21 protein-coding genes and 1 pseudogene are annotated in these 24941 nt (G+C 68.1%); 7 read left to right on the plus strand and 15 right to left on the minus strand.

Translation table 11 applies throughout. The features are described 5' to 3' along the window. Positions 1–46: 46 nt before the first annotated feature. The 3 genes and pseudogenes from recC to recD all read left to right on the plus strand — a co-directional run bounded on the left by recC (position 47) and on the right by recD (position 8142). A complete protein-coding gene (gene recC / locus G6N57_RS31380; protein WP_077742303.1) occupies positions 47–3232 on the plus strand; it encodes an exodeoxyribonuclease V subunit gamma in 3186 nt (1061 codons plus the stop codon). Beyond that, positions 3229–6481 (plus strand): annotated as a pseudogene (gene recB, locus G6N57_RS31385) (exodeoxyribonuclease V subunit beta). The gene recC and the pseudogene recB overlap by 4 nt, the downstream one beginning before the upstream one ends. After that, positions 6481–8142, plus strand: coding sequence for an exodeoxyribonuclease V subunit alpha (recD, locus tag G6N57_RS31390; protein WP_097926231.1), 1662 nt, complete (start codon positions 6481–6483; stop codon positions 8140–8142). Before recB ends, recD begins: the two are co-directional and overlap by 1 nt. Here the strand turns inward: recD and G6N57_RS31750 are convergent. The 3 genes from G6N57_RS31750 to G6N57_RS31400 form a co-directional block, all read right to left on the minus strand. Beyond that, positions 8139–8288, minus strand: a complete 150-nt coding sequence (locus G6N57_RS31750; RefSeq protein ID WP_097926232.1) for a hypothetical protein — start codon at positions 8286–8288, stop codon at positions 8139–8141. The genes recD and G6N57_RS31750 overlap by 4 nt on opposite strands. Before the next feature lie 160 nt (positions 8289–8448). Further along, complete coding sequence (locus G6N57_RS31395; protein WP_077742306.1) at positions 8449–8862, minus strand: hypothetical protein; 414 nt, start codon at positions 8860–8862, stop codon at positions 8449–8451. Between the two features lie 73 nt (positions 8863–8935). After that, entirely contained in the window at positions 8936–10708 is a 1773-nt protein-coding gene (locus G6N57_RS31400) for an alpha/beta fold hydrolase (RefSeq protein WP_133118350.1), read from the minus strand. Positions 10709–10931: 223 nt separating this feature from the next. On the opposite strand from G6N57_RS31400, the gene G6N57_RS31405 reads away from it, so the two are divergent. Beyond that, complete coding sequence (locus tag G6N57_RS31405) at positions 10932–11462, plus strand: TetR/AcrR family transcriptional regulator (protein WP_235680578.1); 531 nt, start codon at positions 10932–10934, stop codon at positions 11460–11462. A 45-nt stretch (positions 11463–11507) separates the two neighbouring features. Here the strand turns inward: G6N57_RS31405 and G6N57_RS31410 are convergent, their stop codons facing one another. The 10 genes from G6N57_RS31410 to G6N57_RS31455 all read right to left on the minus strand — a co-directional run bounded on the left by G6N57_RS31410 (position 11508) and on the right by G6N57_RS31455 (position 21003). Beyond that, entirely contained in the window at positions 11508–12707 is a 1200-nt protein-coding gene (locus tag G6N57_RS31410) for a tetratricopeptide repeat protein (RefSeq protein ID WP_097926233.1), read from the minus strand. Continuing rightward, positions 12704–13195, minus strand: a complete 492-nt coding sequence (locus G6N57_RS32160) for a hypothetical protein (protein WP_235680579.1) — start codon at positions 13193–13195, stop codon at positions 12704–12706. The genes G6N57_RS31410 and G6N57_RS32160 overlap by 4 nt, the downstream gene beginning before the upstream one ends. A gap of 580 nt (positions 13196–13775) precedes the next feature. Next, on the minus strand, positions 13776–14117 hold the full coding sequence (locus G6N57_RS31420; RefSeq protein WP_163646679.1) for a hypothetical protein: 342 nt from the start codon (positions 14115–14117) through the stop codon (positions 13776–13778). Beyond that, positions 14015–14857: an MFS transporter gene (locus G6N57_RS31425; protein WP_163646682.1), complete on the minus strand. Its 843-nt coding sequence runs from the start codon at positions 14855–14857 to the stop codon at positions 14015–14017. Before G6N57_RS31425 ends, G6N57_RS31420 begins: the two co-directional genes overlap by 103 nt. Beyond that, on the minus strand, positions 14848–15324 hold the full coding sequence (locus G6N57_RS31430) for a hypothetical protein (RefSeq protein ID WP_077742311.1): 477 nt from the start codon (positions 15322–15324) through the stop codon (positions 14848–14850). The genes G6N57_RS31425 and G6N57_RS31430 overlap by 10 nt, the downstream gene beginning before the upstream one ends. After that, positions 15314–16186, minus strand: a complete 873-nt coding sequence (locus G6N57_RS31435) for a DUF58 domain-containing protein (RefSeq protein ID WP_077742312.1) — start codon at positions 16184–16186, stop codon at positions 15314–15316. Before G6N57_RS31435 ends, G6N57_RS31430 begins: the two co-directional genes overlap by 11 nt. Before the next feature lie 7 nt (positions 16187–16193). Next, complete coding sequence (locus G6N57_RS31440) at positions 16194–17150, minus strand: AAA family ATPase (RefSeq protein WP_077742647.1); 957 nt, start codon at positions 17148–17150, stop codon at positions 16194–16196. Positions 17151–17245: 95 nt separating this feature from the next. Continuing rightward, positions 17246–18514: a DUF4878 domain-containing protein gene (locus G6N57_RS31445; protein WP_077742313.1), complete on the minus strand. Its 1269-nt coding sequence runs from the start codon at positions 18512–18514 to the stop codon at positions 17246–17248. A 28-nt stretch (positions 18515–18542) separates the two neighbouring features. Next, complete coding sequence (locus tag G6N57_RS31450) at positions 18543–19565, minus strand: DUF4878 domain-containing protein (RefSeq protein ID WP_077742314.1); 1023 nt, start codon at positions 19563–19565, stop codon at positions 18543–18545. A 205-nt stretch (positions 19566–19770) separates the two neighbouring features. Further along, positions 19771–21003, minus strand: coding sequence for a hypothetical protein (locus G6N57_RS31455; protein WP_163646684.1), 1233 nt, complete (start codon positions 21001–21003; stop codon positions 19771–19773). Positions 21004–21406: 403 nt separating this feature from the next. Here G6N57_RS31455 and G6N57_RS31460 point away from each other — a divergent pair, with 403 nt between their 5' ends. Continuing rightward, positions 21407–22156: a sensor domain-containing protein gene (locus G6N57_RS31460; RefSeq protein WP_133118352.1), complete on the plus strand. Its 750-nt coding sequence runs from the start codon at positions 21407–21409 to the stop codon at positions 22154–22156. Positions 22157–22171: 15 nt separating this feature from the next. On the opposite strand, the gene G6N57_RS31465 is transcribed toward G6N57_RS31460, so the two are convergent. Together G6N57_RS31465 and G6N57_RS31470 are read right to left on the minus strand one after the other, a co-directional pair. Continuing rightward, positions 22172–23206 (minus strand): L,D-transpeptidase, encoded by a 1035-nt coding sequence (locus tag G6N57_RS31465; RefSeq protein ID WP_235680580.1) that lies wholly within the window; start codon positions 23204–23206, stop codon positions 22172–22174. A gap of 398 nt (positions 23207–23604) precedes the next feature. Beyond that, positions 23605–24105 (minus strand): LOG family protein, encoded by a 501-nt coding sequence (locus G6N57_RS31470; RefSeq protein ID WP_322790646.1) that lies wholly within the window; start codon positions 24103–24105, stop codon positions 23605–23607. 120 nt (positions 24106–24225) lie between these two features. Here G6N57_RS31470 and G6N57_RS31475 point away from each other — a divergent pair, with 120 nt between their 5' ends. Both G6N57_RS31475 and G6N57_RS31480 read left to right on the plus strand, forming a co-directional pair. Further along, entirely contained in the window at positions 24226–24432 is a 207-nt protein-coding gene (locus G6N57_RS31475) for a CopG family transcriptional regulator (protein WP_077742319.1), read from the plus strand. Then, the gene (locus tag G6N57_RS31480; RefSeq protein ID WP_077742320.1) at positions 24429–24812 is read left to right on the plus strand and encodes a type II toxin-antitoxin system death-on-curing family toxin; all 384 of its coding nucleotides are present in this window, start codon (positions 24429–24431) and stop codon (positions 24810–24812) included. The genes G6N57_RS31475 and G6N57_RS31480 overlap by 4 nt, the downstream gene beginning before the upstream one ends. The last annotated feature ends 129 nt before the right edge of the window (positions 24813–24941 follow it).

A 24941-nucleotide genomic window follows, 5' to 3' on the forward strand; every position in this document is an offset into this window, starting at 1 on the left:
CTCGATTCTTCGCTCGTTGGCGCCTTGTCTCATATCGTGTGTGTCGATGGCGTTTCACCTGCACCGGGCCGAGCGCACCGATCTGCTCGCCGACGGGTTGGCAGGCCTGCTGTCGCAACCCCCGGCTGATCCGTTCGCCCAGGAGCTGGTGCTGGTGCCTGCCAAGGGCGTGGAGCGCTGGCTGAGTCAGCGGCTGAGCAACCGGCTCGGCGTGTGTGCGGCGGTCGAGTTCCGCAATCCGCGGTCACTGATCGCCGAGCTGACCGGGACTTCCGACGAGGATCCGTGGTCGGCCGACGCCATGTCCTGGCCCCTGCTGGCGGTCATCGACGAGAACCTGGATCAGCCGTGGTGTCAGCCGGTGGCCGGCCACCTCGGGCACTTCGAGACCGGTGACGAGTACGAGCTGCGGCAGGGCCGGCGCTATGCGGTGGCCCGCCGGCTGGCCGGGTTGTTCGCCTCCTATGCCCGGCAGCGCCCGCAACTGCTGGTCGACTGGGCCGGTTTACCCGACGACCTGTCCTGGCAGGCCCCGCTGTGGCAGGCGCTGACCGAGCGGATCGACGCCGATCCGCCGCACCTCCGGCACGCGAAAACCCTTGCCCGGCTCACTGACTCACCGAGCGATCTGCCGGAACGGCTGTCGTTGTTCGGGCACACCCGGCTGCCGGTCACCGAGATCGAACTGCTCACCGCCCTGGCCACCCATCACGATCTGCATCTGTGGCTGCCGCACCCCAGCGACGACCTGTGGCAGTCGCTGGCCGGGGGCGCCGGCCCGCTCCCCCGCCGCGAGGACAGCAGCCACCGCGACGTAAGCCACCCGCTGCTGGCCACGCTCGGCCGGGACCTGCGGGAGCTGCAGCGCAGCCTGCCTATCCCGGATACCGACGAATACCTCAGTGGCGCAGGCCATCCCGACACCGTGCTGGGCTGGCTGCAATCCGACATCGCGGCCAATGCGGTGCGTCCCGCCGGGCGGGTGCCCCGCCCCGAGGATCGCTCGGTGCAGGTGCACAGCTGTCACGGCCCGGCCCGGCAGATCGAGGTGCTGCGCGAGGTGCTGCTGGGTCTGCTCGCCGACGATCCGACGCTGGAGCCACGCGACATCCTGGTGATGTGCCCCGACATCGAGACCTATGCACCGCTGATCACGGCCGGGTTCGGGTTGGGCGATGTGGTGCGCGGTGCACATCCGGCGCACAAGCTGCGGGTGCGGCTGGCCGATCGCGCACTGGTGCAGACGAATCCGCTGCTGTCGGTGGCGGCGTCGGTGCTGGCCCTGGCCGGCGGGCGAGCCACCGCCAGTGAGGTGCTCAACCTGGCCGAGTCGGATCCGGTGCGGGCCCGGTTCGGATTCACCGACGACGATCTGGACGCCATCACCGCCTGGGTGCGCGAGGCCAACATCCGGTGGGGTTTCGATCAGGAACACCGCAGCCCCTACGGGGTCGAATTCCTGCACAACACCTGGCGTTTCGGCATCGACCGAGTGCTGGCCGGGGTGGCGATGTCCGACGATTCGCATGCCTGGCTGGGCACCACACTGCCGCTCGACGACGTCAGCAGCAACCGGGTCGAGCTGGCCGGCCGATTCGCCGACTTCGTGGAGAAACTCGGCCACACGGTCCGGTCGCTCAGCGGCGTCCGTCCGCTCGCCGACTGGTTGTCGTCATTGGGCACCGGCATCGAGGCGCTGGCCGCCTCCGACGAGGAGTGGCCCGCGGCCCAGGTGCAGCGCGAATTCGCCGAGATCGCCGAGGCTGCCGGGGCACCCGAAACACCCATGCGGCTCAGCGACATTCGCGCACTGCTGGACCGGCACCTGTCCGGCCGGCCGACCCGGGCCAACTTCCGCACCGGGACCCTGACGGTGTGCACGATGGTGCCGATGCGCTCGGTGCCGCACCGGGTGGTCTGCCTGGTCGGCCTGGACGACGGCGTGTTCCCACGGTTGGGCGCGATCGACGGCGACGACGCGCTGGCCCGCGACCCGCACACCGGCGAACGCGACATCCGCTCCGAGGACCGCCAATTGCTGCTCGACGCGATCGGTGCCGCCACCCAGACCCTCGTCGTCACCTATACCGGCGCCAACGAATACTCCGGGCAGGCCCGCCCGCCTGCGGTGCCCCTGGCCGAGCTGCTCGACACGCTCAAGATCACCGCCGAACAACCGGTGGACGTGGTGACCACGCACCCGTTGCAGCCGTTCGACATTCGCAACGTCACCCCCGGTGCGCTGCTGCCCGATGGCCCGTTCACGTTCGACCCCACCGCGCTCACCGCGGCGCAGGCCAGCGCCGGGCAGCGGGCCGAGCGGCCGCCGTTCTTCGCCCACCAACTGCCTGCGCTGCCGACCGGGGATGTCGCGCTGGAGGATCTCACCACGTTCTTCAAGGATCCGGTGAAAGGCTTCTTCCGTTCGTTGGAGTACACGCTGCCGTGGGATGTCGACGGGGTGTCGGACGAGATGCCGGTGGAGATCGACGCGCTGGAGGAATGGACCGTCGGCGATCGCATGCTGAGCGACATCCTGCGCGGCATGACTCCGGCCGATGCCCAGCAGGCCGAGTGGCGTCGCGGAACGCTTCCGCCCGGCCAGTTGGGTTGGCGCCGCGCGATCGCGCTGCGTGATCACTGCGCGCTGCTGGCCGCCGAGGCACTGCGCCACCGCGGCACCGACCCGCAGGCCTACGACATCGACATCGATCTCGGCACCGGGCGACGGCTGACCGGCACGGTCTCCCCGGTGTTCGGCGACCGGCTGGTGTCGGTGACGTATTCCAAGCTCGACGGCAAGCACCTGCTGCAGTCCTGGATTCCGTTGCTGGCGTTGGCCGCAGGACTTCCGGACCAGGACTGGTCGGCGGTGTGCATCGGGCGTCCCCGGCGCGGCGACACCCCGCGGGTCGAGGGACTGGGCCGTCCGGATGATCCGGTCGCGCTGCTGGCCGATCTGGTCGCCATCTACGACGCGGGCCGCCGGGAGCCGTTGCCGCTGCCCATCAAGACCTCCTACGCGTGGGCAGCCGCGCGGCACGCCGGCGACGACCCGGAGCGTGAAGCCGGATTCCGCTGGCGCAGCGGTAGATTCCCCGGCGAGGATGAGGCGCCGGCACATGTGCGGGCGTGGGGTCGCGGCGCGCCGTTGAGCCGGCTGGCCGGGTTGGGTGAGTATTCGGAGCGGCTGTGGCTTCCGCTGCTGCAGGCCGAAAGGTCGCCCCGGTGAAGGTATTCGATCTGCTCGGGCCGTTGCCGCAGACCAACAGCACCACGGTGCTGGAGGCCAGCGCGGGTACCGGCAAGACCTTCGCGCTGGCCGGGTTGGTGACGCGGTTCGTGGCAGAGGGCGCGGCGACGCTGGATCAGATGCTGCTGATCACGTTCGGCCGGGCCGCGAGCCAGGAGCTGCGGGAGCGGGTGCGGGCCCAGATCGTCGGGGCCCTGGCGGCCCTGGAGGATCCGTCCCGCGCCGACAACGACCTGCTGCAGTACCTGATCGCCGAGGACCAGCAGGCCCGCGGGCAGCGGCTGCGTGATGCGCTGGCCGGTTTCGACGCCGCGACCATCGCCACCACGCACCAGTTCTGCCAGATCGTCCTGAAGTCCCTTGGCGTGGCCGGCGACAGCGATTCGGGTGTGACTCTGGTCGAAAGTCTTGACGAGCTGGTGTGCGAGATCGTCGACGATCTGTATCTCGCGCATTTCGGGGCTCAGCGGGATGTCCCCGAGCTGGGGTATGCCGAGGCGCTGCGGCTGGCCCGGGTCGTGGTGGCCAACCCGGCCACCGAGCTGCGGCCACGGGATCCCGAGCCCGAGTCCCCGGCCGGGATACGTCTCGGTTTCGCCCGGGCGGTGCTGGCGGAGCTGGAGATTCGCAAGCGGCGCCGCGGCGTGCTGGGGTACGACGATCTGCTGACCCGGCTGGCCGGGGCGCTGGCGACGGAAGAGTCGGCGGCCCAGGTCCGGATGGCGCAACGCTGGCCGATCGTGATGGTCGACGAGTTCCAGGACACCGATCCGGTGCAGTGGCAGGTGATCGAGCGGGCGTTCTCCGGGCGGTCGACGCTGATCCTGATCGGCGATCCCAAGCAGGCGATCTACGCGTTCCGCGGCGGGGACATCGACACCTATCTGCGGGCCGCGGCGACCGCCGGGGACAAGCAGACGCTCGGCACCAACTGGCGCAGCGACAGCGTGCTGGTGGACAGCTTGCAGGCGGTGCTGCGCGGCGCCGAGCTGGGCGGACCGGACATCGTGGTGCACGACGTGCAGGCCAATCACCAGGGGCATCGGCTGGCCGGGGCGCCGCACAACGATCCGTTCCGGCTGCGGATGGTGACGCGAAACCGCACCGGCACCAAGGTGATTCCGATCGCCGACCTTCGTGACCACATCGGCAGGATCTGGCCGCCGACATCGGGGCGTTGCTGACCAGCGGTGCGACCTTCGACGGCAGCCCGCTGCAAGCGCGCGACGTCGCGGTGATCGTCGAGACCCACAAGGACGCCCGGGCCTGCCACACCGCGCTGCTCGAGGCCGGCATCCCCGCGGTCTACACCGGGGATTCCGATGTGTTCAATTCCGAGGCCGCCGAGGACTGGCTGTATCTGCTGGAAGCGTTCGACCAGCCGCACCGCCCCGGCCTGGTGCGGGCCGCGGCGGCCACGATGTTCTTCGGCGAGACCGCCGAAACCCTTGCCGCGGGCGGGGATGCACTGACCGACCGGGTCGCCGACACCCTGCGCACCTGGGCCGGCCAGGCCCGTGAGCGCGGCGTCGCGGCGATCTTCGAGGCCGCGCAACTGGCAGGCATGGGCAAGCGGGTGCTGTCCTGGCAGGGCGGTGAGCGGCTGATGACCGACGTGGCCCACCTGACTCAGCTGCTCGGTGACACCGCGCACCGGGAAGGTTTCGGGCTGGCCGCGCTGCGGACTGGCTGCGCACGCAGCGCTCCGAGGGCGGCGGCACCTCCGAGCGCAACCGCCGTCTGGACAGCGACGCCGCTGCGGTGCAGATCATGACGGTGTGGGTCAGCAAGGGCCTGCAGTTCCCGATCGTGTACCTGCCGTTCGCGTTCAATCGGTATGTGCCGGAACCCGATCTGGTGTTGTTCCACGACGACGGCGTGCGCTGCCTGCAGGTCGGCGGCCCGGATCCAGCGGTGACCCGGGCCGGGCGGACCGAGGCAGCCGCCGACGACAGCCGGCTGACCTACGTGGCGATGACGCGGGCCCAGTCCCAGGTGGTCGCGTGGTGGGCGCCGTCGAACGACGAGCCGAACGGCGGCCTGTCACGGCTGCTGCGCGGGCGCGCTCCCGGCGAGGCCGCGGTGCCCGACCGGTGCGTGCCTGCCAAGGTCACCGATGAGGACGCGTTGGCCCGGTTGCGGGCGTGGGAGGCCGAGGGCGGTCCGGTGCTGGAGCAGTCGGTGATCGTCCCGGCCCCGCCGGTCCCCACGCGCCCGGTTCCAGATGACCTGGCGGCGCGGCACTTTCACCGCTCGATCGACACCGCATGGCGGCGCACGTCGTACTCGGGGCTGCTACGCGCGGCCGAGGACGACGGCGATACCGGGGTGTCCAGCGAGCCCGAGGTCGCCGAACTCGACGACGAGTCGACCGACATCGCCGTCGTCGCTCCCGCCCAGGGCGCCGACCTGCCCTCCCCGATGGCGTCGCTGCCCACCGGGGCGGCGTTCGGCTCACTCGTGCACGCGGTGCTGGAGACCGCCGACCCGCTGGCCGCGGATCTGTCTGCCGAACTGCTGACCGAGGTGCGTAAGCACGCCGCCCGCTGGCCCGTCGAGGTCGAGGCCGATGAACTGGCTGCGGCCCTGCTGCCCATGCACGACACCCCGTTGGGGCCGTTGGCGCCCGGCGTGACGCTGCGGCAGATCGGGATGGCCGACCGGCTGTGCGAGCTGGATTTCGAATTCCCCATGGCCGGGGGCGATCTGCGCGGCGGCGACTTCGCCCGGTTGGCCGATGTCGGCGCACTGCTCGATCAGCACCTGCCCGCCGGCGATCCGATGGCCGTCTATGCCGAGCGACTGACGACCGGGCTGTTGGGCCGTCAGCCGCTGCGCGGCTATCTGTCCGGTTCGGTGGACGTGGTGCTGCGGATCGAGCATCGCTTCGTCATCGTCGACTACAAGACCAACTGGCTGGGCACCGGTGACGAGCCGCTCACCGCGGCCGACTACGGGCGGGACCGGATGGTCGAGGCGATGCTGCACTCGGACTATCCGCTGCAGGCGCTGCTGTACAGCGTTGTGCTGCACCGGTTCCTGAGTTGGCGGCTGCCCGGCTACGACCCGGCCACCCATCTTGGCGGGGTGATGTACCTGTTCGTGCGCGGGATGTGCGGGGCGCAGACGCCCGTCGTCGACGGACACCCGGCCGGGGTGTTCAGCTGGGAACCGCCCGCGCCGCTGGTGATCGCGATATCGGAGCTACTCGATCAGGGAGCCGGGTGATGCTGGACGCTTTCGCCGAGATTCTCGAGCCCGCCGATGTGCACGTGGCCCAACGGTTGAGCACCCTCGCCGAGGAAAGCACGCCGTCGGTCGTCCTGGCCCTGGCGCTGGCGGTGCGGGCCCTTCGCGGCGGCTCGGTCTGTGTCGACCTGCGGGCGGTCGCCGAACAGACCCAATTGCCGGACCTGCCCTGGCCGCAGCCCGACGAGTGGTTGGCGGCCGTGGCGGCCAGCCCGCTACTGGGCGCTCCGCCGGTGCTGCGGTTGTTCGGGGACCTGCTGTACCTCGACCGCTACTGGTTGGAGGAGCAGCAGGTCTGCGACGACGTGCTGACGTTGGTGGGTGCGCAGCCGGCCGGATCGGCACCCGATGTGGCGCGGTTGTTCCCACCGGGGTTCGAGGAGCAGCGGGCCGCGGCGAAAGTGGCGTTGTCACAGGGGCTGACGGTGCTGACCGGTGGGCCCGGCACCGGCAAGACCACCACGGTGGCGCGGCTGTTGGCGCTGCTGGCCGAGCAGGCCGCGCTGGCCGGCCTCCCGTCGCTGCGGATCGCGCTGGCCGCGCCGACAGGTAAGGCCGCGGCCCGGCTTCAGGAGGCCGTGCAGCTTGAGGTGAACCGGCTCGACGCCGTGGACCGGGAACGGATCTCGGGCCTGCAGGCCACCACGCTGCACCGGCTGCTGGGGCCCCGCCCGGACACGTCGTCGCGGTTCCGTCACCATCGGGCGAATCGGTTGCCGCACGACGTGATCGTCGTCGACGAGACCTCGATGGTGTCGCTGACCATGATGGCGCGACTGCTGGAGGCGGTGCGTCCGCAAACCCGGCTGCTGCTGGTCGGCGATCCCGATCAGCTGGCGTCGGTGGAAGCCGGCGCGGTGTTGGCCGATCTGGTCGAGGGGCTGGGCTCGCGTGGGGTGGCGGCCCTGCAAACCTCGCACCGGTTCGGTGAATCGATCGGCGCGCTGGCGTCAGCAATCCGGGCCGGGGACGCGTCCGGCGCGGTGGAGGTGCTGGCGGCCGGGGGCGAGCACGTCGAGTGGGTGTCCTCGGACCCGGCCGAGCGCTTGCGGGAAGTGCTTGTGCCGCATGCCCTTGCGTTGCGGCAGGCGGCGATCCTCGGGGATGCGCGCGCGGCCCTGGCCATTCTCGACGAGCATCGGCTGTTGTGCGCGCACCGGCGCGGTCCGTTCGGTGTCGCGCAATGGAACCGCCAGGTGCAGCGGTGGCTGGCCGAGGCGACCGGTGAGCCCATGTGGGCGTCGTGGTACGTGGGGCGGCCGATCCTGGTGACCGCCAACGACTATGGGCTCAAGCTGTACAACGGCGATACCGGCGTCACCGTCGCCACCCCGGACGGCTTGCGGGCCATCGTGGGTGGGACCGCGGGTGGGTCCGCGTCGTTCGCGACCGGTCGGCTCACCGAGGTCGAGACCATGCACGCCATGACGATCCACAAGTCCCAGGGCAGCCAGGCCGACGAGGTGACCGTGCTGCTACCGCCGGAGGACTCCCGCCTGTTGACGAGGGAGCTGTTCTACACCGCGGTCACCCGGGCCAAGACGCGGGTACGCGTCGTGGGATCCGAAGCGGAGATTCGCGCGGCGATCTCCCGGCAGGCAGTCCGAGCGACCGGCCTGCGAAAGCGGCTGAAGCTCTAAACGGCGCGTCCGGCGAAAAACGCGCCGGAGATGAGGCCGATCACGATTGCCAGGGTGGGCAAGCCCATCGCGACAGCCGTGACGACGCCGGCGACCGCGCCGATGCCCAGCACCAGCAGAAGTACGCCCACAAATGCACCGACCATTGCACGCCCTTTCCTATGACAGCGATCACAATGTACCCCCTCGGTGGGCTGAATCACATACGGATCACGCACCAATTCGGTTAACGATTTCGCGGCAAAATGTATAGCTGAGCTTGGTATATGCCTTGTTCAGCGGATGTCAGCGAACACGGACGCGGCGCTATCCGGCACCCGAGACGCTCAGCGCCCAGAACACCAGCGCGTTGAGCGCCAGAAAGCTCAGCAACGAAATCGCGAAGGCGCGCCCCCACCAGCGTCTGGGTGCGGCGAACGGCAACACCAGGGCCCAGAACAGGCTGACCGGCACCGAGATGAGCACGCCGAAGACGATCCCGTAGCCGTGCGGATCCGTGGCCGGGTTCGTGTCGAACGCCGAACCCAGCATCGCGTAGACGATCAGCGCCCAGAACGCCGCCGCGCAGCCGCCGATGACGCCTGCGACCCAGCGGATGCCCAGCACGACTTGGTCGTGCTGGTTGAGCGGCGGCTGCACATAAGCCTGAGGTGCGAACGCCTGGGGTCCGTACCGGTCCACCCACTCGTGCGGGTATTCCTCTGGCGGTGTCTGCTCCACGGCAATCCCCCGATTCGGCGTCCTTACCAGGATATGGGCGCCACGAGGGCTCGACAGGCACCGATTTCGGCCGTCAGACGGTCAGCGCCACCGATTGCCCGGCCAGCGGCTCGTACACCGCGTACTGGAACAGGGCATCGAGAATCGGCTCCACCAATCCGTCCCACGGTGTGGCCTGCACCGGATCTGTCGAGGCGAACGGCAGCACCACCGCGGTAGCGGTACCAGACGCGGTGGGAATCTCGATGCTCTCCTGCGGCGCGCCGTACACGCCGGTTTCGGTGCCGTTGTACATGTCGTTGATCCAGCCGGCCGAGATCGTCTTGACCGCATCGACGTTCTGCGGTTGCGAGAAGCCGGCGATGAGGTACTCGGCGAACTGCAGGATGGGGTTGGCCCCCTGCAGTCCGTCGATGTGACGTCCGCCGACCAGCATCACGCCGTTGAACTCGCCGGGCCGCGCGGCCTGCAGTTCCTGGCCCACCGTCCCGTTGCGGTTCCACACATAGGGCTCGGACGAAATGAGCAGCACCGGACGGTAATTGGCACCGGTCAGCTGGTTCAGCGCGTCGGGCATGTCATTGTGGGTGTCCACCGCGTCGAGCAGCACCACCCCGGCCAGGTCGTCGACCGCGCCGTTGTCGACCATGCGGCCGGCGGCGCCGGTGACCAGCATTCCGCCCAGGGAATGCCCGACCAGCACGAACTTGGACGGCAGTGTGACGGGGTGGCCCGCCGCCGCGCTGGCGCTCGCGGTCAGTTCGGGCCGGTCGTCGGCGAACAGGTCCGCGACGGACTGCTGCATCGGTTCCCCGCCGATCCATTCTCCGTTGGTGTCGAAGAGGTTTGACGACAACGTCGGTACCACGACGATGCTGTTGGTCTCCTCGGCCAGGTACGCCGCGGTGTAGCTGTACATCGGCCCCGTCGCCATGAACCCGTGCTGCAGATAGATGACGCCGGTGGCCGAGTCCGGGTCCTCCGGGAAGTACCAGTCCGCGCGCACGGTCTGGTTGGTCCCCGGCATGTCCAGCGTCGAGGTGCGGACGGTGACGTTGCTGCCCGGCGGGAGCACCGGTGGCCCGGAGAACACCTGCAACGCAGCGCCGACCACATTGAACACCAGCGAGCCGACGATGTTCACCAACGGCGCGGTCCGCGGCGCGGTGACCGGGGTGCCGACGGTGGCGGCGGCCAGTTGGGCGATCGGCCGCGTCACCGGTTGATCGACAACGGTTTTCGCCGCCCGATCGGTGAGGCCGGTGAGCAGGGCGCGTCCGTCGGTGGCGATGCGGTCGACGACGGCGTTCACCTGCGCCGGCGGCGCCTTCTGATCGACGCGGTGGGTGACGGCGTCGATCGCCTCGGCGATGTCGGGTGCCGCCGTCTCGGCCATGGTGGCGTCGGCGACCGCAGGCGGCTCGGGGGTGTCACGTTTCGTCGTGGCCTTGGGTCGTGTAAGTGGTTGCGCCGAGCGGATGTTCGGCACCCGGTCGGCAACCTCGGTCAGTGCGGTGCGTACCTGGGTCCGGAGGTCGTCGACCGCGTCGCGGACCTCGGAGGGCTTCGGCAGAGACTTCGGCACGGACAGCCGCGGGCGCTGACCCACCGGCGCATCGTCGGCCCGCCGCGGCTCTTGCTTGCGCGGGCCGAAGCGGGTCGGCTTGTCCCGGTGCTTCGTCGGCTTGTCAGAGTCGTTGGTGGACTGCGTGGTTGACTTCTCGCGGCCGGGGTCGGCATGAGCCGTCGACACCGCGCCCGCGATCAACCCCATCCACAGGGCGAGAACCACAACGCCCCACCCCATTGCCGTGAACACATGAATTGCCCGCCCCCGTTTGGTCACTCAGGCACGCTAACCGGCCTCACCGCCCGTTCGCAGGAAAATGCACAAATCCGTTTAAATGTTTCTTTAAGTGCTCACAGTCCCCGGTGCATCGCCACGCGTCCGTCATACTGAAACCCCATTACGCAGCGAATCAGGACAGTCGATTGTCAGCACCAGAACGCCGACCCGGGGACGTCCGGTTGGTGGCGGCAACACCGCCGAGCAGTCCCGCGAGGTGTTGATGGATGCCGCCGAGCACCTTTTCGTCACCCGCGGGTACCGCGCCTCGACCATGGAGGTCATCGCCCACGAGGCCGGCTATTCACGCACCGCGATCTACCGGCAGTTCGCCAACCGCAACGAGCTGATCGCGGCCATGGTGCAGCGCACCACCCAGCGGCACATGGCGTCGATCCTCACCCGGATACCCGAGGGCGCCGGTCCCGTCGATCTGCTCGTCGAGAGTCTGGTCATCGTCGCGACCGAGCTGGTGGCCGACCCGCTGCTCAACACGATCGCCGACCAAACCTCCGAAGGCACGATCGCATCGTTGATCGCCGGTGATTCGGACCTGACCGAGTTGGTGCAGACCACCATCGAGGCCATGATCGCCGACGATGCCGGTCAGTTCCGGCCCGGCCTGCACGCACATGACCTGGCGCAGTTCATCATTGCGACGGCGCTGGGGTTCCTGGTGAAAGCGGTGCCCGGCATGGCCGACCCGCCGTGGCGCGCAGCTACATCGAGACGTTCATCCTGCCGGCCGTCGTGAAGAAACCCCCGCCGCCGCGTCAGGTGTTCCCCTAGCCGCCGACCGTCATTCCCGTTCTCCGCCATAGGCACTGGCATCCTCCAGGATGGATTGCAGCTTGTCCGCGGGACCTGAGCCATGGCCTTCGCGCTCCTCCAGACGCAGGTCCGGAGCGCTGGTGTTCTTGTCCCCCAACGGCAATCCGTCGGGCCCCACCGGACCGAGGATCTGCGCGGGATTCGGCGCGCGCGGATCGGCCACTTGCAGTGGACCATCGCCGGGGCCCGGTTGTGCACCTGGCGGAGCCGGCGGTGGCGGCGGCGCTGCAGGCAGGTTCTCGCCGGGCAGCGACGGCAACGGCGGTGTCTCGGTTCCAGACTGCCCGTCAGGTGCCAGTGGCGGCAGTTGCGGTGCCCCGCCCTGCCCGATCGGCGGCAGGGCAGGCGCGGCGCCAGGTCCCTGCGGTGGCGGAGGTGGAGCTTGGCCTTGCCCGGGGGCCTGACCCGGGCCTTCGCCCGGACCGTCCCCCTGGCCGATGCCCTGCCCCGGCGGGGGCGGCAGAGCCGGCGGCGGTGGCGGCGGTTCGGGCGTCACGACGGCGGGTCCGGTCGGCGGAGGTGGAGGCGGGGCGTGCATGGCGGCCAGTTTGCGTTCCAGCCGCGGCTTGGCATCGGCACGCACTGCCCGTCGCTCGTCATTGGGATCGGTGTTGTACAGGAAGCACCCGTCGGGAGCGTCCTTGACCACGGCCAGCGCGTCGTTGTAGAGCCGGTCGGCATCTTTGGGGCGGCCGGACCGCACGGCCAGGTCGGCCAGCGTTTCCCGGACCAGTTCGAGATTGATCCGCACCGGGCAGGAGTCGGCGCCGTCGAAGCTCTCCAGTGCCTCGCTGAACCGCTTCTCCGCGTCGTCGAGTTTGCCTTCCAGCACCAGCAGATCGCCTTCGGCGAACGCGATGCTGCCGGCTTCGATCACCCCGAACTTCTTCAGTTTGTCGACATCGATCCGCAGCGCCTCGATGTCGTGCCGGTTGAACGAGTCGACGGCGGAGTTCCCGACCACCACCACCGAGATCAGCCCGGCGACGACGACCGCCAGTAGTGCGGCGACGGGCACGGTGTAGAGGAACAGCCTGCGGCGCAGTCGAAGCCGCCGCTGCGACGGGTTGAACCACGCCACCGTGCGACGGCGGGCGAGCTGCAGGAAGTGACGCAGGAACGGAATGATCTGGCCCAGTATCTGGTTCGGCTTCTGACGCAACATCATTGGGCCACCACGTCCTCGGCGGTGAGGTCGCGCCGCGACAAGCGGTTGCGCCGCACCTCGCGAACCATCAACACCGCCTCGATGGACAACAGGGCGGCGCTGATCAACGCGAACACCCAGTACCACTCGGTGCGTCCGACGAGCGGATCCTGGTCACCGCTGATCTCGCCGCCGTCGACCAGTCCGCCCGAGGCGACCGGTGGCAGCACCGGCACGATGTCCTGACCGGCCTCACGGTGAAAGTATCTGACGCCGAAGCTCTTCGCGATTTCCTGCAGCCAGACCTCCTCGAGTCCGGAGCGGATGATCGCGCCGGTGTTCGGATCACCGAGGTAGTTTTTGTGCCCGTTGGCGTAGCTGTGCGGAATCGGCCCTCCGGCCGGGGTGCCGTAGCCCAGCACTGCCCCGCCCTTGAACAGATCCTCGGAGATGTCGAAGGTGCCCGCTTTGACCTGGTCGCCCTTGATGCCGTCACCGAAATAGAACACCAGGCTCTTCGACTCGGGTAGGCCTTCTTCGCCGCCTCGAGTTGTTGGCGCAGCAGATCATTGGCCGCCACCGGGTCGATGAAGTTGAAGGAGTCGTAGGGCGTCAGGGAGTACGCGGACAGGTTCTTGGTGTAGGCCTCGAAGCTGTCGGTGTCGGGCGACAGCGGCCAGTTGACCTTGGCCTTGCTGGCGAATCCGATCAGGCCGAACCGGGCCGTTCGGTACTTCTCCATCAGCGCGGCGATGTCGGCGCGGATGCCCTCCATGCGCGCCTGCCCGTTGCCGTAGTCGGGTATCCGCGAGGTCACCGATCGGTCGACGACGAAGAACACGTTGATGTCGGAGACCGCGCCGCCGGCGGCGGAGGCCTTGCGATCGCCGTCGTCGGCGATACCTGGCCGAAACGCCGCGAGCACCAACAGCAGCGCGGCGAATGTCAGTCCGAGCCAGCGCAGTACGACGGGCCGGTAGCGGCCCGGCGTGGTGCGGACCAGCAGCTGATAGAGGGTGAACACCCGCACGGCCACGATCAGGAAGGCCAGAATCGCGAGCAGGTAGGCAGGCAGGACCGGGGCGAAGTTCATCGGCGCAGCACCCCCAGCCCGACGGACAGCGCCAACGCCGCCACGACCGCGATGGCCAAGGGCACCGTGGGGATGTCGAAGTAGCGCTTCGAGTCCTGGTTGATCCCGAGGTACCGCGGCGCAGGCGGGTTCTGGTTGATCTTGTCGAGGGCGCCGTTGAGGATGTCGTTGGCGCCGCCCGAGGATCCGGTGCCTGCCGGGTTGTAGAGCGAGAAGTTCCCCTTGGTGGCGTCGGTCAGTGCACGCAGGGAATCGTTGCCGGACTGGCTGATCTGTTGGACGTCGGCCCGCGAGATCGCGTTGATCTGGATCCCTTCACGCTGCGCGATGGCCAGCACCTGAGATTGGTCGTAGAGGGACGGCCGTTTCTCGTCGTCGGCGCGGAACTTGCTGTAGCCGATGTAGACGAGCTGGCGGCGGTGGGACCCGCTGCTGGGCCCGAATCCCGCCAGGCACATGGCGAGGTGTCTTCGAGGCTCGGCGCGTAGTCGACGTACTTGACGGGACGGGAGAACGCCTCGAGGCCGGCGGCCAGTTCGAGTTTCTGTTCCACCGGCACGTTCTGGTGGGTGTCGAGTTTGTGCTGAATCCCGGCCAGGCCGGCGAAGTAGCGCATCCGCTGCTCGGCGAAGGCGTTGTCCCGGGTGATCGGCAGCGCACGCAGGTTCTGTGAGGTGATGCCGAACGAGGTGCTGGTGGCGTCCTTGGCCTTCCCGGCCCAGTAGTTCAGGAAATCAGCGGTGGTCGGGTCGTTGACGGGCTGGCCGACACACAACATGACGTCGCGGGGGTAGGCCGCGTCGTAGCCGTCGTCGGCCGATGCGAGCTTGGCAGGCCGGGCAGCGGCGACGAGGGCGCCCAGGAAGGCGATGGCCACCATCGATCCCACGACAGCCATCGAGATCAGGTAGATGCGCTGGACCCGGGCGAATTCGGGCAGCCGCGTCAGGCGGCTCACGTTGGCCAGTGGTCGCATCCGGCGCTGTACCTTGGCCACCGGCAGGCGCCAGGCGATGGCCACGGCGATGGCAAGGCCCAGCACGCCGAGGATGAGCAGCCAGCTCCATCTCAGGTCCATGCGTGGATCAACTCCTCGGCCGAGCGTCCCAAAGCCAGTACGTCAGCGCGGGATTCGGGATTGAACTGCGCGTCCTGCAGGAGCGTCAGCAGCGGGACGGCGTCGGAAAGCTCGCTCTGGGCGAGGTGTTCGGTCAGCAGGTTCTTGGCGTACACCCCGGTGCGCAGGTACAGGAAGCTGCGCAGGGTGTGGTTGTAGGCAGTGGCCGCGCCTTCGCGCGACAGCTCGCGCCGGCCGTAGCGCGCGGTCGTCTCTTCGATGGCACGGGTGAACCGGCGCCGGGTCAGGTTGGCGTGCCAGTCGCGAAGGACGGGGATGGTCCGCAGCCGGTGCGGCGGCAGGGTCCAGATCACGACGCCGGCGCACCAGGCCACCAGCGCCACGATGATCACGGCGGCCAGCACCAGCCACCATCCGGACGGGGCGAGCGGTCCGCCGATGAACCTCAGCAGGTCATCACCGGGCATTGCTGTACACCTCCGTCAGGTGCGTGATCCGGTTGCGGACTTCGACGCTGCCGCCGATCCGGACGAAGGGCACCGCCATGCGTTCGAAGAACCGGTCGAGCTCGACCATCCGCTGCTGCTCGGCTCGGCGGTAGGCGTCGACCACGGCCCGGCCCAGAGTGGTGCCGTCGGGGACGAACCGTCCGGTGCCCACGTCGTAGCCGTCCATCTCCCCCTGGTCCGCTCCGACGGCGGGCATGTCCGAGATCGCCACCCACAGCAGCTCGTGGCGCCCGGCCAGTCGCTTGACGGCTTCCTCAAGTTCGGCGGAGATCTCCGGCTCATCGGCGATGACGACCATCAACAGCCGTGAACGATGGCTGTGCGCGACGTAGTTCAGCTGGGTGATGACGCGGCTTTCCCCGACGTCGCCGACGCTGTGCGACACCAGCTGCTCGAGCATGCCCTCAATGTGGTTCTCCCCCTTGCGGCTTCGCACTGTGACGCTGCCGCGGGCGTCCCCGTACACCATGCCGAGCTCATCGGAACGGCTCATGCTGATCATCCCGATGACACCGGCCACCACGCCGGCGACGTCGCGTTTGAACTCGCCGCTGGGCGCCAGCGCCGACATGTTCCGTCCCGTGTCGCAGACCACCAGGATCTTGTGGTGCTTCTCGGTGACGAACTTGGTGACCAGGGTGTCGCTGGAGCGCGCCGAGGCCTTCCAGTTGATGTCGCGGATGTCGTCGCCGGGCACGTACGGACGCAGGTCGTCGAACTCCAGCGTCCGGGTGTGCAGCAACGCGTGCTTGCCTCCTTGCAGCATGCTGCGGCTGACGTTGCCGAAGAACTGCCGCGAACGGTTGAGGTGCCTACCCATCGCCGGACTATCCGGGTACCGGGACCGCTTGCAGCACCTGGTCGATCACGGACTCCGGGGTGACCTTGGCGCTGACTGCCTCGAAGCCGAGGATGAGCCGGTGTCGCAACACCCGGTAGGCCACCTTGTGGATGTCCGGCGGCAGAACGTGATTGCGACCGGCGATCAGCGCGGCGGCGCGCGCCGCGCTGACGAAGGCGATCGTGGCGCGCGGGCTGGCGCCGTATTCGATCAGCCGGGCCACCTCCGGGCGCAGGAACTGATGCGGTTCACGGGTGACGTGGACGAGCCGGCTGACGTACTGCATCAGCAGCGGGTCCATGTGCACGTTGCGGGTGGTGATCTGCAGGCGCCGAATGGTTTCCAGGTTGACGACCGCCCGCGGCACGCCCGTGCGGTCGTAGACCCCGCGGTCTCGGCGCTGCAGCACCTCGACCTCCTCGTCGGGCGTCGGGTACCGCAGGACCTCTTTGAGCATGAACCGGTCGGTCTGGGCTTCCGACAGCGGGTAGGTGCCCTCCTGGTCGACGGGGTTCTGGGTGGCGATCACCAGGAACGGCTCGGGCAGCGGGTATGTCGTTCCCGCGATGGTGGTTTGGCGTTCCTCCATCGCTTCGAGCATGGCGCTCTGCGATTTCGAGCTCGACCGGTTGATCTCGTCGAGCAGCACGATGTTCGCGTGCACCGGGCCCAGCTGGGTCTTGAACTCCGCGGCGGTCGAATCGTAGATCTGGGTGCCCAGGATGTCGCTGGGCAGCAGGTCCGGCGTGCACTGGATCCGCTGGAAACTCCCCGCGATCGCATCCGAGAGGGTGCGCGCCGCTGTGGTTTTCGCCAGACCCGGCACGCTTTCGAGCAGAATGTGGCCGCCGCCGAGCAGGCCGATCAGCAGCGTCTCGCGCAGTTGCTCCTGCCCCACCACCTTGGCACCGAAGGCATAGCCGATCTCGCGGACCGCCTGCATCGCGAGTTGCAGTTCCTGATTACCGGGCTGAACCCGGTTGGTCAGTGTCGTACGTTCCCCCGCATCCGCGCCGGGCTGTTGAAGTTCCACTAGGTCTAGTCCTTCTCGTAGATGTAGGTCGGGGGATTCTTGGTGAGATCGACATAGCCGCGCAGTTCGATCCGCACGTTCTCGTCGGTGATGGTGTCGCGCGGGTCGATACCCTGTGCGCTCAGCTTGAAATCGACAGCGCCGGTGATGTCGGCGTGGCCGTCGAGTCCGTCCCCGTAGACCTGCGACCCGATTCGCAGCATCACCTTGTCGGTGTTGGTCGGCGGCGTCCAGCGTGCGGTCCCGTCGACGAGGTAGTAGCTGCGAATGTAGGCGTCGCCCTGTGGGCAGTTGGGCGGCGAGAGCGACGTGGACTTGGCGCACTCGGTCATCGCGTCCAGAATCGCCTTGTCGGCAGCCTTTTTCCCCTCCTCGCTGACTTCCAGTGCGAAGTCCGCCCTCTCCTCGGGCTCCTTGTACGAGGTTCCGGACAGCAGGTAAGCGTCCCGCCCGTACTTCAGGTCGATGTTCGGGTTGGTACTGGTCACCTCGATCGCCCCGGGGAACAGGTAGGCGATGCCCGAGGCGGGCAGCGGCTTGCCGAAAATGCTCACCGACTCCAGCAGCGCGCTGGAGCCCTCGGCCTTGTCCTTACCGAAATTCAGTGAGTACGTCGGGTATTCGACCTTGAACAACCCGTCGGACGACTGCTTGACCGGGATCTCCTCATCGAGCGCCTGGTCGCCGAAATTGGCCAGGACATGCACGGTGCTGCTGTCCTCGCCGACGATCCGGACATCGGTGATCGGCATCTTCTCGATCTGCTTCTTGAGCACCTCGTCGGTGAGGAAGGTCTTGTCGGGCGGTTCGTTGATGCCGAACGACAGTGCCTTTTCGGCATCACCTTTTGCCAGCGCCTTCAGATAGCCCTTGACCGCGCCGCCGGCCGTGGTGGCATCCGAATCGGAATCCCCGACGGACACAACGATCCCGACGACCACCGCGACGATGACCACCACCGCACCGGCGACGATGCCGAACAGCCTGCGCCGATTCTTGGGCGGGGCGCTGTAGGACGGCGGCTGGAAGGACGGGGCGCCAAAGGCGGGTGCGCCACCCGGAAAGGGCGCGTTGCCCGGCGGATTCGGGTAGCCACCACCGGAGAACGGCGGTGGGCCGGAGGGGCCGGGCGGCGGGGCGCCGAAGCCGCCACCGAAACCACCGCTCCCCGTTGGGGGTCCGGGTACATACGGAGGTGGCGGCGGGAAGGCCTGCGGTGGCTGCGGCGCACCACCGCTGCCACCGATGGGATTGTCTCCCCCGAAGTTGGTCACCGCGCCTCCCTGTCGATCAACGCCGTCATCACCGGTCCAGGAACACTCTCGGCGGCTGCTCGCCGAGGTTCACCTTGACCTGGTCCGAGATCCCGAGATCGACGTCGACCGGCTGCCCGGTGGACTTCTGCACCACATTGATCGGGACGCTGAGGCTGCCGATCTGCACCAGGCTGGTGTGATCGGGAAGCCTGAAGAGGTCCGGTGGCAGGTCGTACGGGCGGCTCACCCGGATCGTGCTCGGGTCGTACAACGACGCCCAGCTGCCGTTGACGAGTGTCTTGCAGTCATCGGATTTGTCGCCGCCCGGGTTCAAGCACTTGTCGATCCATGCCCGCAGCGCGTCTTGGGCGGCTTTGAGCCCTTGTTCGCTCATCGAGAACTTCGGCTCGACCGTGGTGGGCATGAACGTTCTGATGTCTTCGAAGGTGGTCGGCGGGAGCGCGTTGATGTTGAGATACGGGGTGGCAGCGCCCATCTGGAGGTAGCCGGGAAACACGTAGAAGTGCTTGCTCTTCGGCAATGGCTTGCCGAACACCGTCAGGGCAGCGTCCGCCTCCGCGTCTCCGTATCCGGCGATGTCTTCGGTGGTGCCGTTGACGAATGCCGTGGCCAGCTTCCACTGGTTGTCGACCACGACCATGTCGAGTTCGCCTTCGGTGCGCTGGCCACCGAACTTCGCGGCGACCTTCACCACGGCCGTCCGCTTGTCGGCGTCGGGCAGGTCTTTCTGCTCGACCACCTCGGCATCGGTGATCGGCAGCTTCTCCAACTGCATCTTCAAGATGTCGTTGGTCAGGAAGGCAGTGGTCGCCGGTTCCGTCGCGCTCAGATCCAGCGCCGCCTGGGCGTCACCCCGCGACAGCGCTTCCAGGTACGCCTTGGCGACGTCGACCGGTGATCCGCTGGGATTGAAGCTGCCGCCGTCCTCGCCCTTGTTCATCAGGAACGCCAGGATGACCGCGATCACGGTGAGCACCGCGACGGTGGCCCCGGCGGTGATGATCAGCGGCTTGCGGTTGTTGCCCGGCCGCCCCGGAGTCGGCGTCACGGATGGGGGTCCGCCAAATCCCTGCGGGGAGTTCGTGTTCGGAGCCGGCGGTGGACCGCCGAAGGTCGGCGGTGGTCCACCAACGGGTGCGGCGCCGCCGAAGCCTGATTGCGGCACCGGTTGATCGAAACGCGGCGGTGGGGCGCCCCTCGTCGGGTCCGGCCCGGGCCAGTTCGAGAAATTCGTCACGTTGGTTTCTCCGCGCTCAGGCTCTGTCGAAATCGACGATGGGCGGGTTCTGGGTCAGGTCGGCGTTGCCGAACACGGTCGCCAAGAAGGTTCCGGTTTCGGTTGAGCCCGACTGGGTTCGGACAGAGATACCGAATTCGGCGTTACCGATGATCATGACCTTTCCCGTCTTCGGGTCCATGAAGTTGATGGTGAGCGCGTCGAGGTTGGCCGGAGCGGTCCATTTCGCGGAATCGGCCACGAAGTCGGATCGAGCCGCCTTGTTCGGGCATTTCGGCGGTTCCAGACTCGAGCTGCTGGCGCACTCGTCCAACGCCTTTTTCAAGGCGTCCTTCACCATCTGGCGGCCTTGGTCACTGATCTTGAAATCGGGGAACACCAGCTTGCTCATGGTCGAGATCTCGTACAGCGACGGATCCGTCCTGCCGACGGCAGGCGAATTGCCGACGTCGATGGCCGGGTTCGAACTGCCGAGCTGGATCAGGCCGGGGAAGATGTAGGCCTTGTTGCTCTTGGGAACCGGCTTGTCCCACACCGTGATGTATTTGGCGAGTTCGGGACTCGTGTTGTCGATGTTGAATTCCACTGTCATCGCAGCCGATTTCAGCTTCCAGCCCTGGCCCGGTGGCGGCTTCTCCAGGCGGATGCTCTGATCGCTGTCGACGCCGCCGACCTTCGCGATCACGTGTACCAGGGCACCGCCGTCACCCATGGGGAGGTCGGCGAGAACCTTGACGTCGGTGATGGGGAATTTCTCCATCTGCTTCTTGAGGATCTCGTCGGTGAGCATCGACGTGTCCGGCGGCTGGTCGCGTCCCAGCGCCAACGCCGCCTTCGCGTCGCCATTCTGCAGGGCCTCCAGATAGGCCGTCACCGCCTCGCCGGCCGTACCCGTGCCGCCCTCGTCCGCACCGCCGCCGCCGAAGACCATGAAGCCGCCGGCCACGAGGGCCGCGACCACCGCGACGGCGCCCGCGCCGAGCAGGATCTGGCGTCTCCGCTTGCCGGACGGGAGCCGCAACAGGGGCTTGCGGGCCGGCTTGGGGGTGGGCATCGGTAGGTATCCGGGGCCACCGGGCGGCTGCCCGGGAAACGGTGGCTGGTTGCCGAACGGACCGGGCTGCGGTGCGCCGGGGCCCCACTGCGGAGGAGGAGGCGGCGACGACGGTGGCGGAGGCGGTGGCAGTCGTGGCCCACCGAACTGCTGCCCGCCGGCGGGCGCTCGGGAACTGCGGCCCGGGGTTGGCACCCCAGCCGCCTTGATGCGGTGGTTGATTTTGCGGGCCCGGCCCCGGTTGTCCCGCGAACGGGCCGGGGCCGCCGTAACCCCCGCCTGTCACAGGCTCGTCCCGACAGTCAGCATCGATCGCACCGCATCCCTCGAATCGTTCACCGCCGACCAGACCTTCGCGCGGTGTCTGGTAGCCACCGGGCAGTGACCGTGAAAATCGTAACCACAGCTGACGGGCTTCACAGGCACTAATTTCCCGATCGCCCGGCCGCGGGTCGAGCAATTTGCCGCGTTCGCACCCCCGGGGCCTAGGGCAAGATCAATCGCGGCGCGTCGGGCCGTGATCGAACGGTGCCGCGCGACCGGCACGATCACTTTCAACCCGGTCGACAGGATTGAACGAGGGGGCGCAGTGCGGGGCGTGGTGGGTTTGCTTGGAGCCGTTCTGCTGTTGGCGGGATGCTCGCAGAGTGTCGGTGGCTCGGCCGACGAGGCCACGACGTCGGCGGCCGCTCCGGCTCCGCCCACTGCCCCGGGAGCGGACCCGATCGCGTCGGCGCGCGCGGCGCTGCTGACCCCGGGCGAGCTGGGTGAGATCATCGGCGACACCGACATGAAGCAGACCGCGACGTTCAGTCAACCCGGGCAGTCTTCGAACGGCATCGAGCCCCGTGACTGCGCGGCCCGCCTGCTGTTTCAGGAGGCCGTGGGTGCCGACGGCTACCAGGCCGTGGTCGGCGACAACACCCGCGGCGCGCGGGGCCAGTCGGCGGCCCAGCTGATCCAGGTGTTTCCGGAGACTTCACCGGTGTGGCCGGAGCCGGGCCGTCAGGCACTGCGGGTGGCCGGCAACACCGTGCGGATGATGAACGACGAGCAGTGCCGCGCGGGCGTCGTCTTCACCACCACCGCCAAGGACGTCACCCAGCACTGGACCGCCGGGCCGGTCACCGCGGACAACCCGGAAGCCCTGCCCGACCCGCGCCGCGACACCGCCCGCGGGGGCGGCGGCGTCGCGCGGCAGGGAGCGCAGGCCCGCAACTGCTATCACGCCGTCCTGGCCCGCGGCAGCGCCGTCGTCGAGTCGATCGTCTGCGGGGACGGCGACTCGCAGGCGCAGGCCAATCAGGTCATCGACCGGATCGCAGCCAAGCTGCCGGCGCCGAAGTAGACCGGGCCGGGTCGCTCAGCGCAGGGCGCTGCCCTTGACCCACTCGGCCCAGGGCACGGACCAGTCGCCGTTGTTGGTGGGTTTGAGCGGGTCGCCGCCGGTGTTGCGGATCTCGACGATGTCGCCGGGCACCGAGAAGTTGTAGAACCACTCGGCGTTCTCGCCGCTGAGGTTCAGACAGCCGTGGCTGACGTTCTCCTTGCCCTGCGCCCAGATGGTCGAGTTCAGCTGGTGCAGGTAGATGCCGTCGATGCTGATCCGGGTGGCCCACGGGATGGTCGTCTTGTAGCCGAGCCGCGAGTTGACGGGCAGGCCGTAGGTCGACGAGTCCATGATCACCGGGTTGGCCTTGTCCATCACGGTGTAGATGCCGCGCGGGGTCCAGAAGCTCATCGTGGTGCCGCCGACGGTCTCGGTTCCACCCATGCCCATCGATGTCGGCATGGTGCGCACGAGCTTGCCGTTGTCGTAGACCCTGACCTGTTTGTCGGTGTCGTCGGCGACCGTGACGTGGGAGGGGCCGATGGTGAACGTCACCTTCTCGTCCTGCGCGCCGTAGAGGTCGTCGCCGAGTTTGGCGCCGTAGATGCCGGCGTCGACGGTGACCTTGGTGCCCGGGGCGTAGTACTTCTCCGGGCGCCAGTGCGCGGTCTGATCGTCGATCCAGTTCCACGACCCGAGGGCCTTGGGCTCGGTGATCACCTTCATCCGGTTCTCGGCGGTGGCCTTGTCGGTGACCGGCTCGTCGAAGCGCGCGACGACCACCATGCCGACGCCGTAGGTGGCGCCGTCCTGCAGCGGGGCGTAGTTGGTGCCGTTGAGGTAGACGCGGGCCTGGTAGCCCGGCGTCACGGTGCTGAACGAGACGGTCTTGCGGGTCGGCATGCCGCCGGGACCGCGAGCGTCCACCTTCAGTGTGGGGTGCGCCCATAGCCGAGCGTGGTGGTCGGCTTCCAGGTCCTGGCGTCGGGGTGAGGACGCCGGGGATCTCCTGCCGGCGTCGTTGAGCATCGTCACCCGGGCGACGGTGCCGGTGTCGGCGGTGACCATGACCCGGGCGAGCGGATCGACCTCGGCGTCAGGCTTGGGGTGATGGTCAGTCGGGCCGGCTCGGTGGGTGAGGGCTGAGGGACGCCTTGTGGCGGCGCGGCCAACGTCTGGCAGTGCTCGGCGCAGTCCGGCAGGGCCGAGACAACGACACCACCTGACACGGCCAACACAGCGAGTGCGACCGCGAGGTAGGCACGACGAACAGACGTCAACATCACTCCAATGTGGTTCGGCGAGGGCCATATTGATCGAGGTTCCGATCGTGCGTAAATCGTAGCCGGACCGCTTGGTGTTCGGCGCAACGGCCACCGGATGTGGGCGAGTCGTGATCGGGTCGTTGTGCGGGCGCCAGGCACGGAACGCGTCTAGCCCAGAGGCTGCGCCGACATGGCCCGATGCTAGGCAGCGCCTCCGACACTTGCCTGTAGGTATGCGATCGCCGCGTCGGGTTCCTCGGTGACGAACACCAGGTCGTCCAACGGTACGGGCAGGAAGCCGTCCTGCTCCATCCGCCGCAACTGGATCACCAGGCCGTCGTAGAAGCCTGCGGTGTTCAGCAGCACCACGGGCTTGTCGTGATGCCGGTGTTTGCGCAGTTCCAATATCTCGGTGGCTTCGTCGAGGGTGCCCAGGCCGCCGGCCATCACCACCAGCGCATCGGAACGCGCCAGCAGTGTCGCCTTGCGTTGGGCGAGGTCCGCGGTGATCACCATCTCGTCGGCCCCATCTCTGGCGTGCGACCGCAGAAACTCAACCGAGATCCCGACCAGGCGGCCGCCGCTGCTCTGCACCCCGTCGGCCACGACCTTCATCAGTCCCTTGTCCGAACCTCCCCACACCAGCGTGTGGCCGCCATGGCCGAGGAGTTCGGCGAAGGCCCGTTCCGGTGTAGCGGTCATCGAGGTCGGCGGCGGAGAGGAAGACGCAGATGTTCATCACGAACGATCATGCCTTCCGGCACCGCACGCCTTCGACTGTTGACCACCTCTGTGGTGGTATCAAACCGGTATCATCGGGTCATGGGTATGACTCTGCGGACGAGTGACGAACAGACCGAGGCGCTGCGTCGGCAGGCCGCTGCCGAAGGGCGGTCAATGCAGGCTGTCGCGCTGTCCGCTATCGATGAGTACATCGCCCGTCGAGCGCACAAGTCCAAGGTTCAGTCGGCGCTGCAACGCGTCGTCGCCGAGGAAGCCGGGGTTCTGGAGCGCCTCAAGGACGCATGATCGAATACCTGGATCTCGACGACCTCCTCGAGATTGCCCGTCACGCAGTAGGAGAAGACGTCAAGGTCGGGGACTACGGGCTGCTCGAATCGGCGCTCGCCCGGCCGCGCGCATCAGTCTTCGGTGAAGACGCCTACCCCGAGCTGCACCTCAAGGCCGCCGCACTGTTGCATTCGCTGGCCCGCAACTACGCACTGGTCGATGGCAACAAGCGGCTGGCATGGACAGCCTGCCTGACATTCCTCGGCCTCAACGGCCAATGGATCACGGCACCTGAGGACGATCGCTTCGACTTCGTGATCCGAGTCGCCACGGGCGCAGAGGCTGACCTGGACGAGATCGCCGCGCAGCTTCGCGCATGGAGCGGCTCGTCCGAATAGCGGGCACCGCGAGCTCAATTACTGGTTTGCGCCTCAACCGCCATACCATCGCTTATCGACATGACCGACAACGCCCTCGCCTCGCCTGCCACCACCTCCGCCCAAGCTGCCAAGATCGCAGCCGAGGCG

The organism is Mycolicibacterium boenickei (assembly GCF_010731295.1).
Classification (GTDB): Bacteria; Actinomycetota; Actinomycetes; order Mycobacteriales; family Mycobacteriaceae; genus Mycobacterium; species Mycobacterium boenickei.

What these genes read in the sequence shown, in the direction of transcription:
- G6N57_RS31440 (WP_077742647.1), bottom strand. Translation starts at nt 17,150, where the DNA reads ATGCAGGCGGTCCGCGAGATCGGCTATGCCTTCGGTGCCAAGGTGGTG.
- G6N57_RS31475 (WP_077742319.1), top strand. Translation starts at nt 24,226, where the DNA reads ATGGGTATGACTCTGCGGACGAGTGACGAACAGACCGAGGCGCTGCGT.
- G6N57_RS31465 (WP_235680580.1), bottom strand. Translation starts at nt 23,206, where the DNA reads ATGGTCACCGCCGACACCGGCACCGTCGCCCGGGTGACGATGCTCAAC.
- G6N57_RS31430 (WP_077742311.1), bottom strand. Translation starts at nt 15,324, where the DNA reads ATGCCCGGTGATGACCTGCTGAGGTTCATCGGCGGACCGCTCGCCCCG.
- G6N57_RS31750 (WP_097926232.1), bottom strand. Translation starts at nt 8,288, where the DNA reads ATGGTCGGTGCATTTGTGGGCGTACTTCTGCTGGTGCTGGGCATCGGC.
- G6N57_RS31410 (WP_097926233.1), bottom strand. Translation starts at nt 12,707, where the DNA reads ATGATGTTGCGTCAGAAGCCGAACCAGATACTGGGCCAGATCATTCCG.
- G6N57_RS31425 (WP_163646682.1), bottom strand. Translation starts at nt 14,857, where the DNA reads ATGGACCTGAGATGGAGCTGGCTGCTCATCCTCGGCGTGCTGGGCCTT.
- G6N57_RS31435 (WP_077742312.1), bottom strand. Translation starts at nt 16,186, where the DNA reads ATGGGTAGGCACCTCAACCGTTCGCGGCAGTTCTTCGGCAACGTCAGC.
- G6N57_RS31405 (WP_235680578.1), top strand. Translation starts at nt 10,932, where the DNA reads ATGGATGCCGCCGAGCACCTTTTCGTCACCCGCGGGTACCGCGCCTCG.
- recD (WP_097926231.1), top strand. Translation starts at nt 6,481, where the DNA reads ATGCTGGACGCTTTCGCCGAGATTCTCGAGCCCGCCGATGTGCACGTG.
- G6N57_RS31480 (WP_077742320.1), top strand. Translation starts at nt 24,429, where the DNA reads ATGATCGAATACCTGGATCTCGACGACCTCCTCGAGATTGCCCGTCAC.
- recC (WP_077742303.1), top strand. Translation starts at nt 47, where the DNA reads ATGGCGTTTCACCTGCACCGGGCCGAGCGCACCGATCTGCTCGCCGAC.
- G6N57_RS31470 (WP_322790646.1), bottom strand. Translation starts at nt 24,105, where the DNA reads ATGACCGCTACACCGGAACGGGCCTTCGCCGAACTCCTCGGCCATGGC.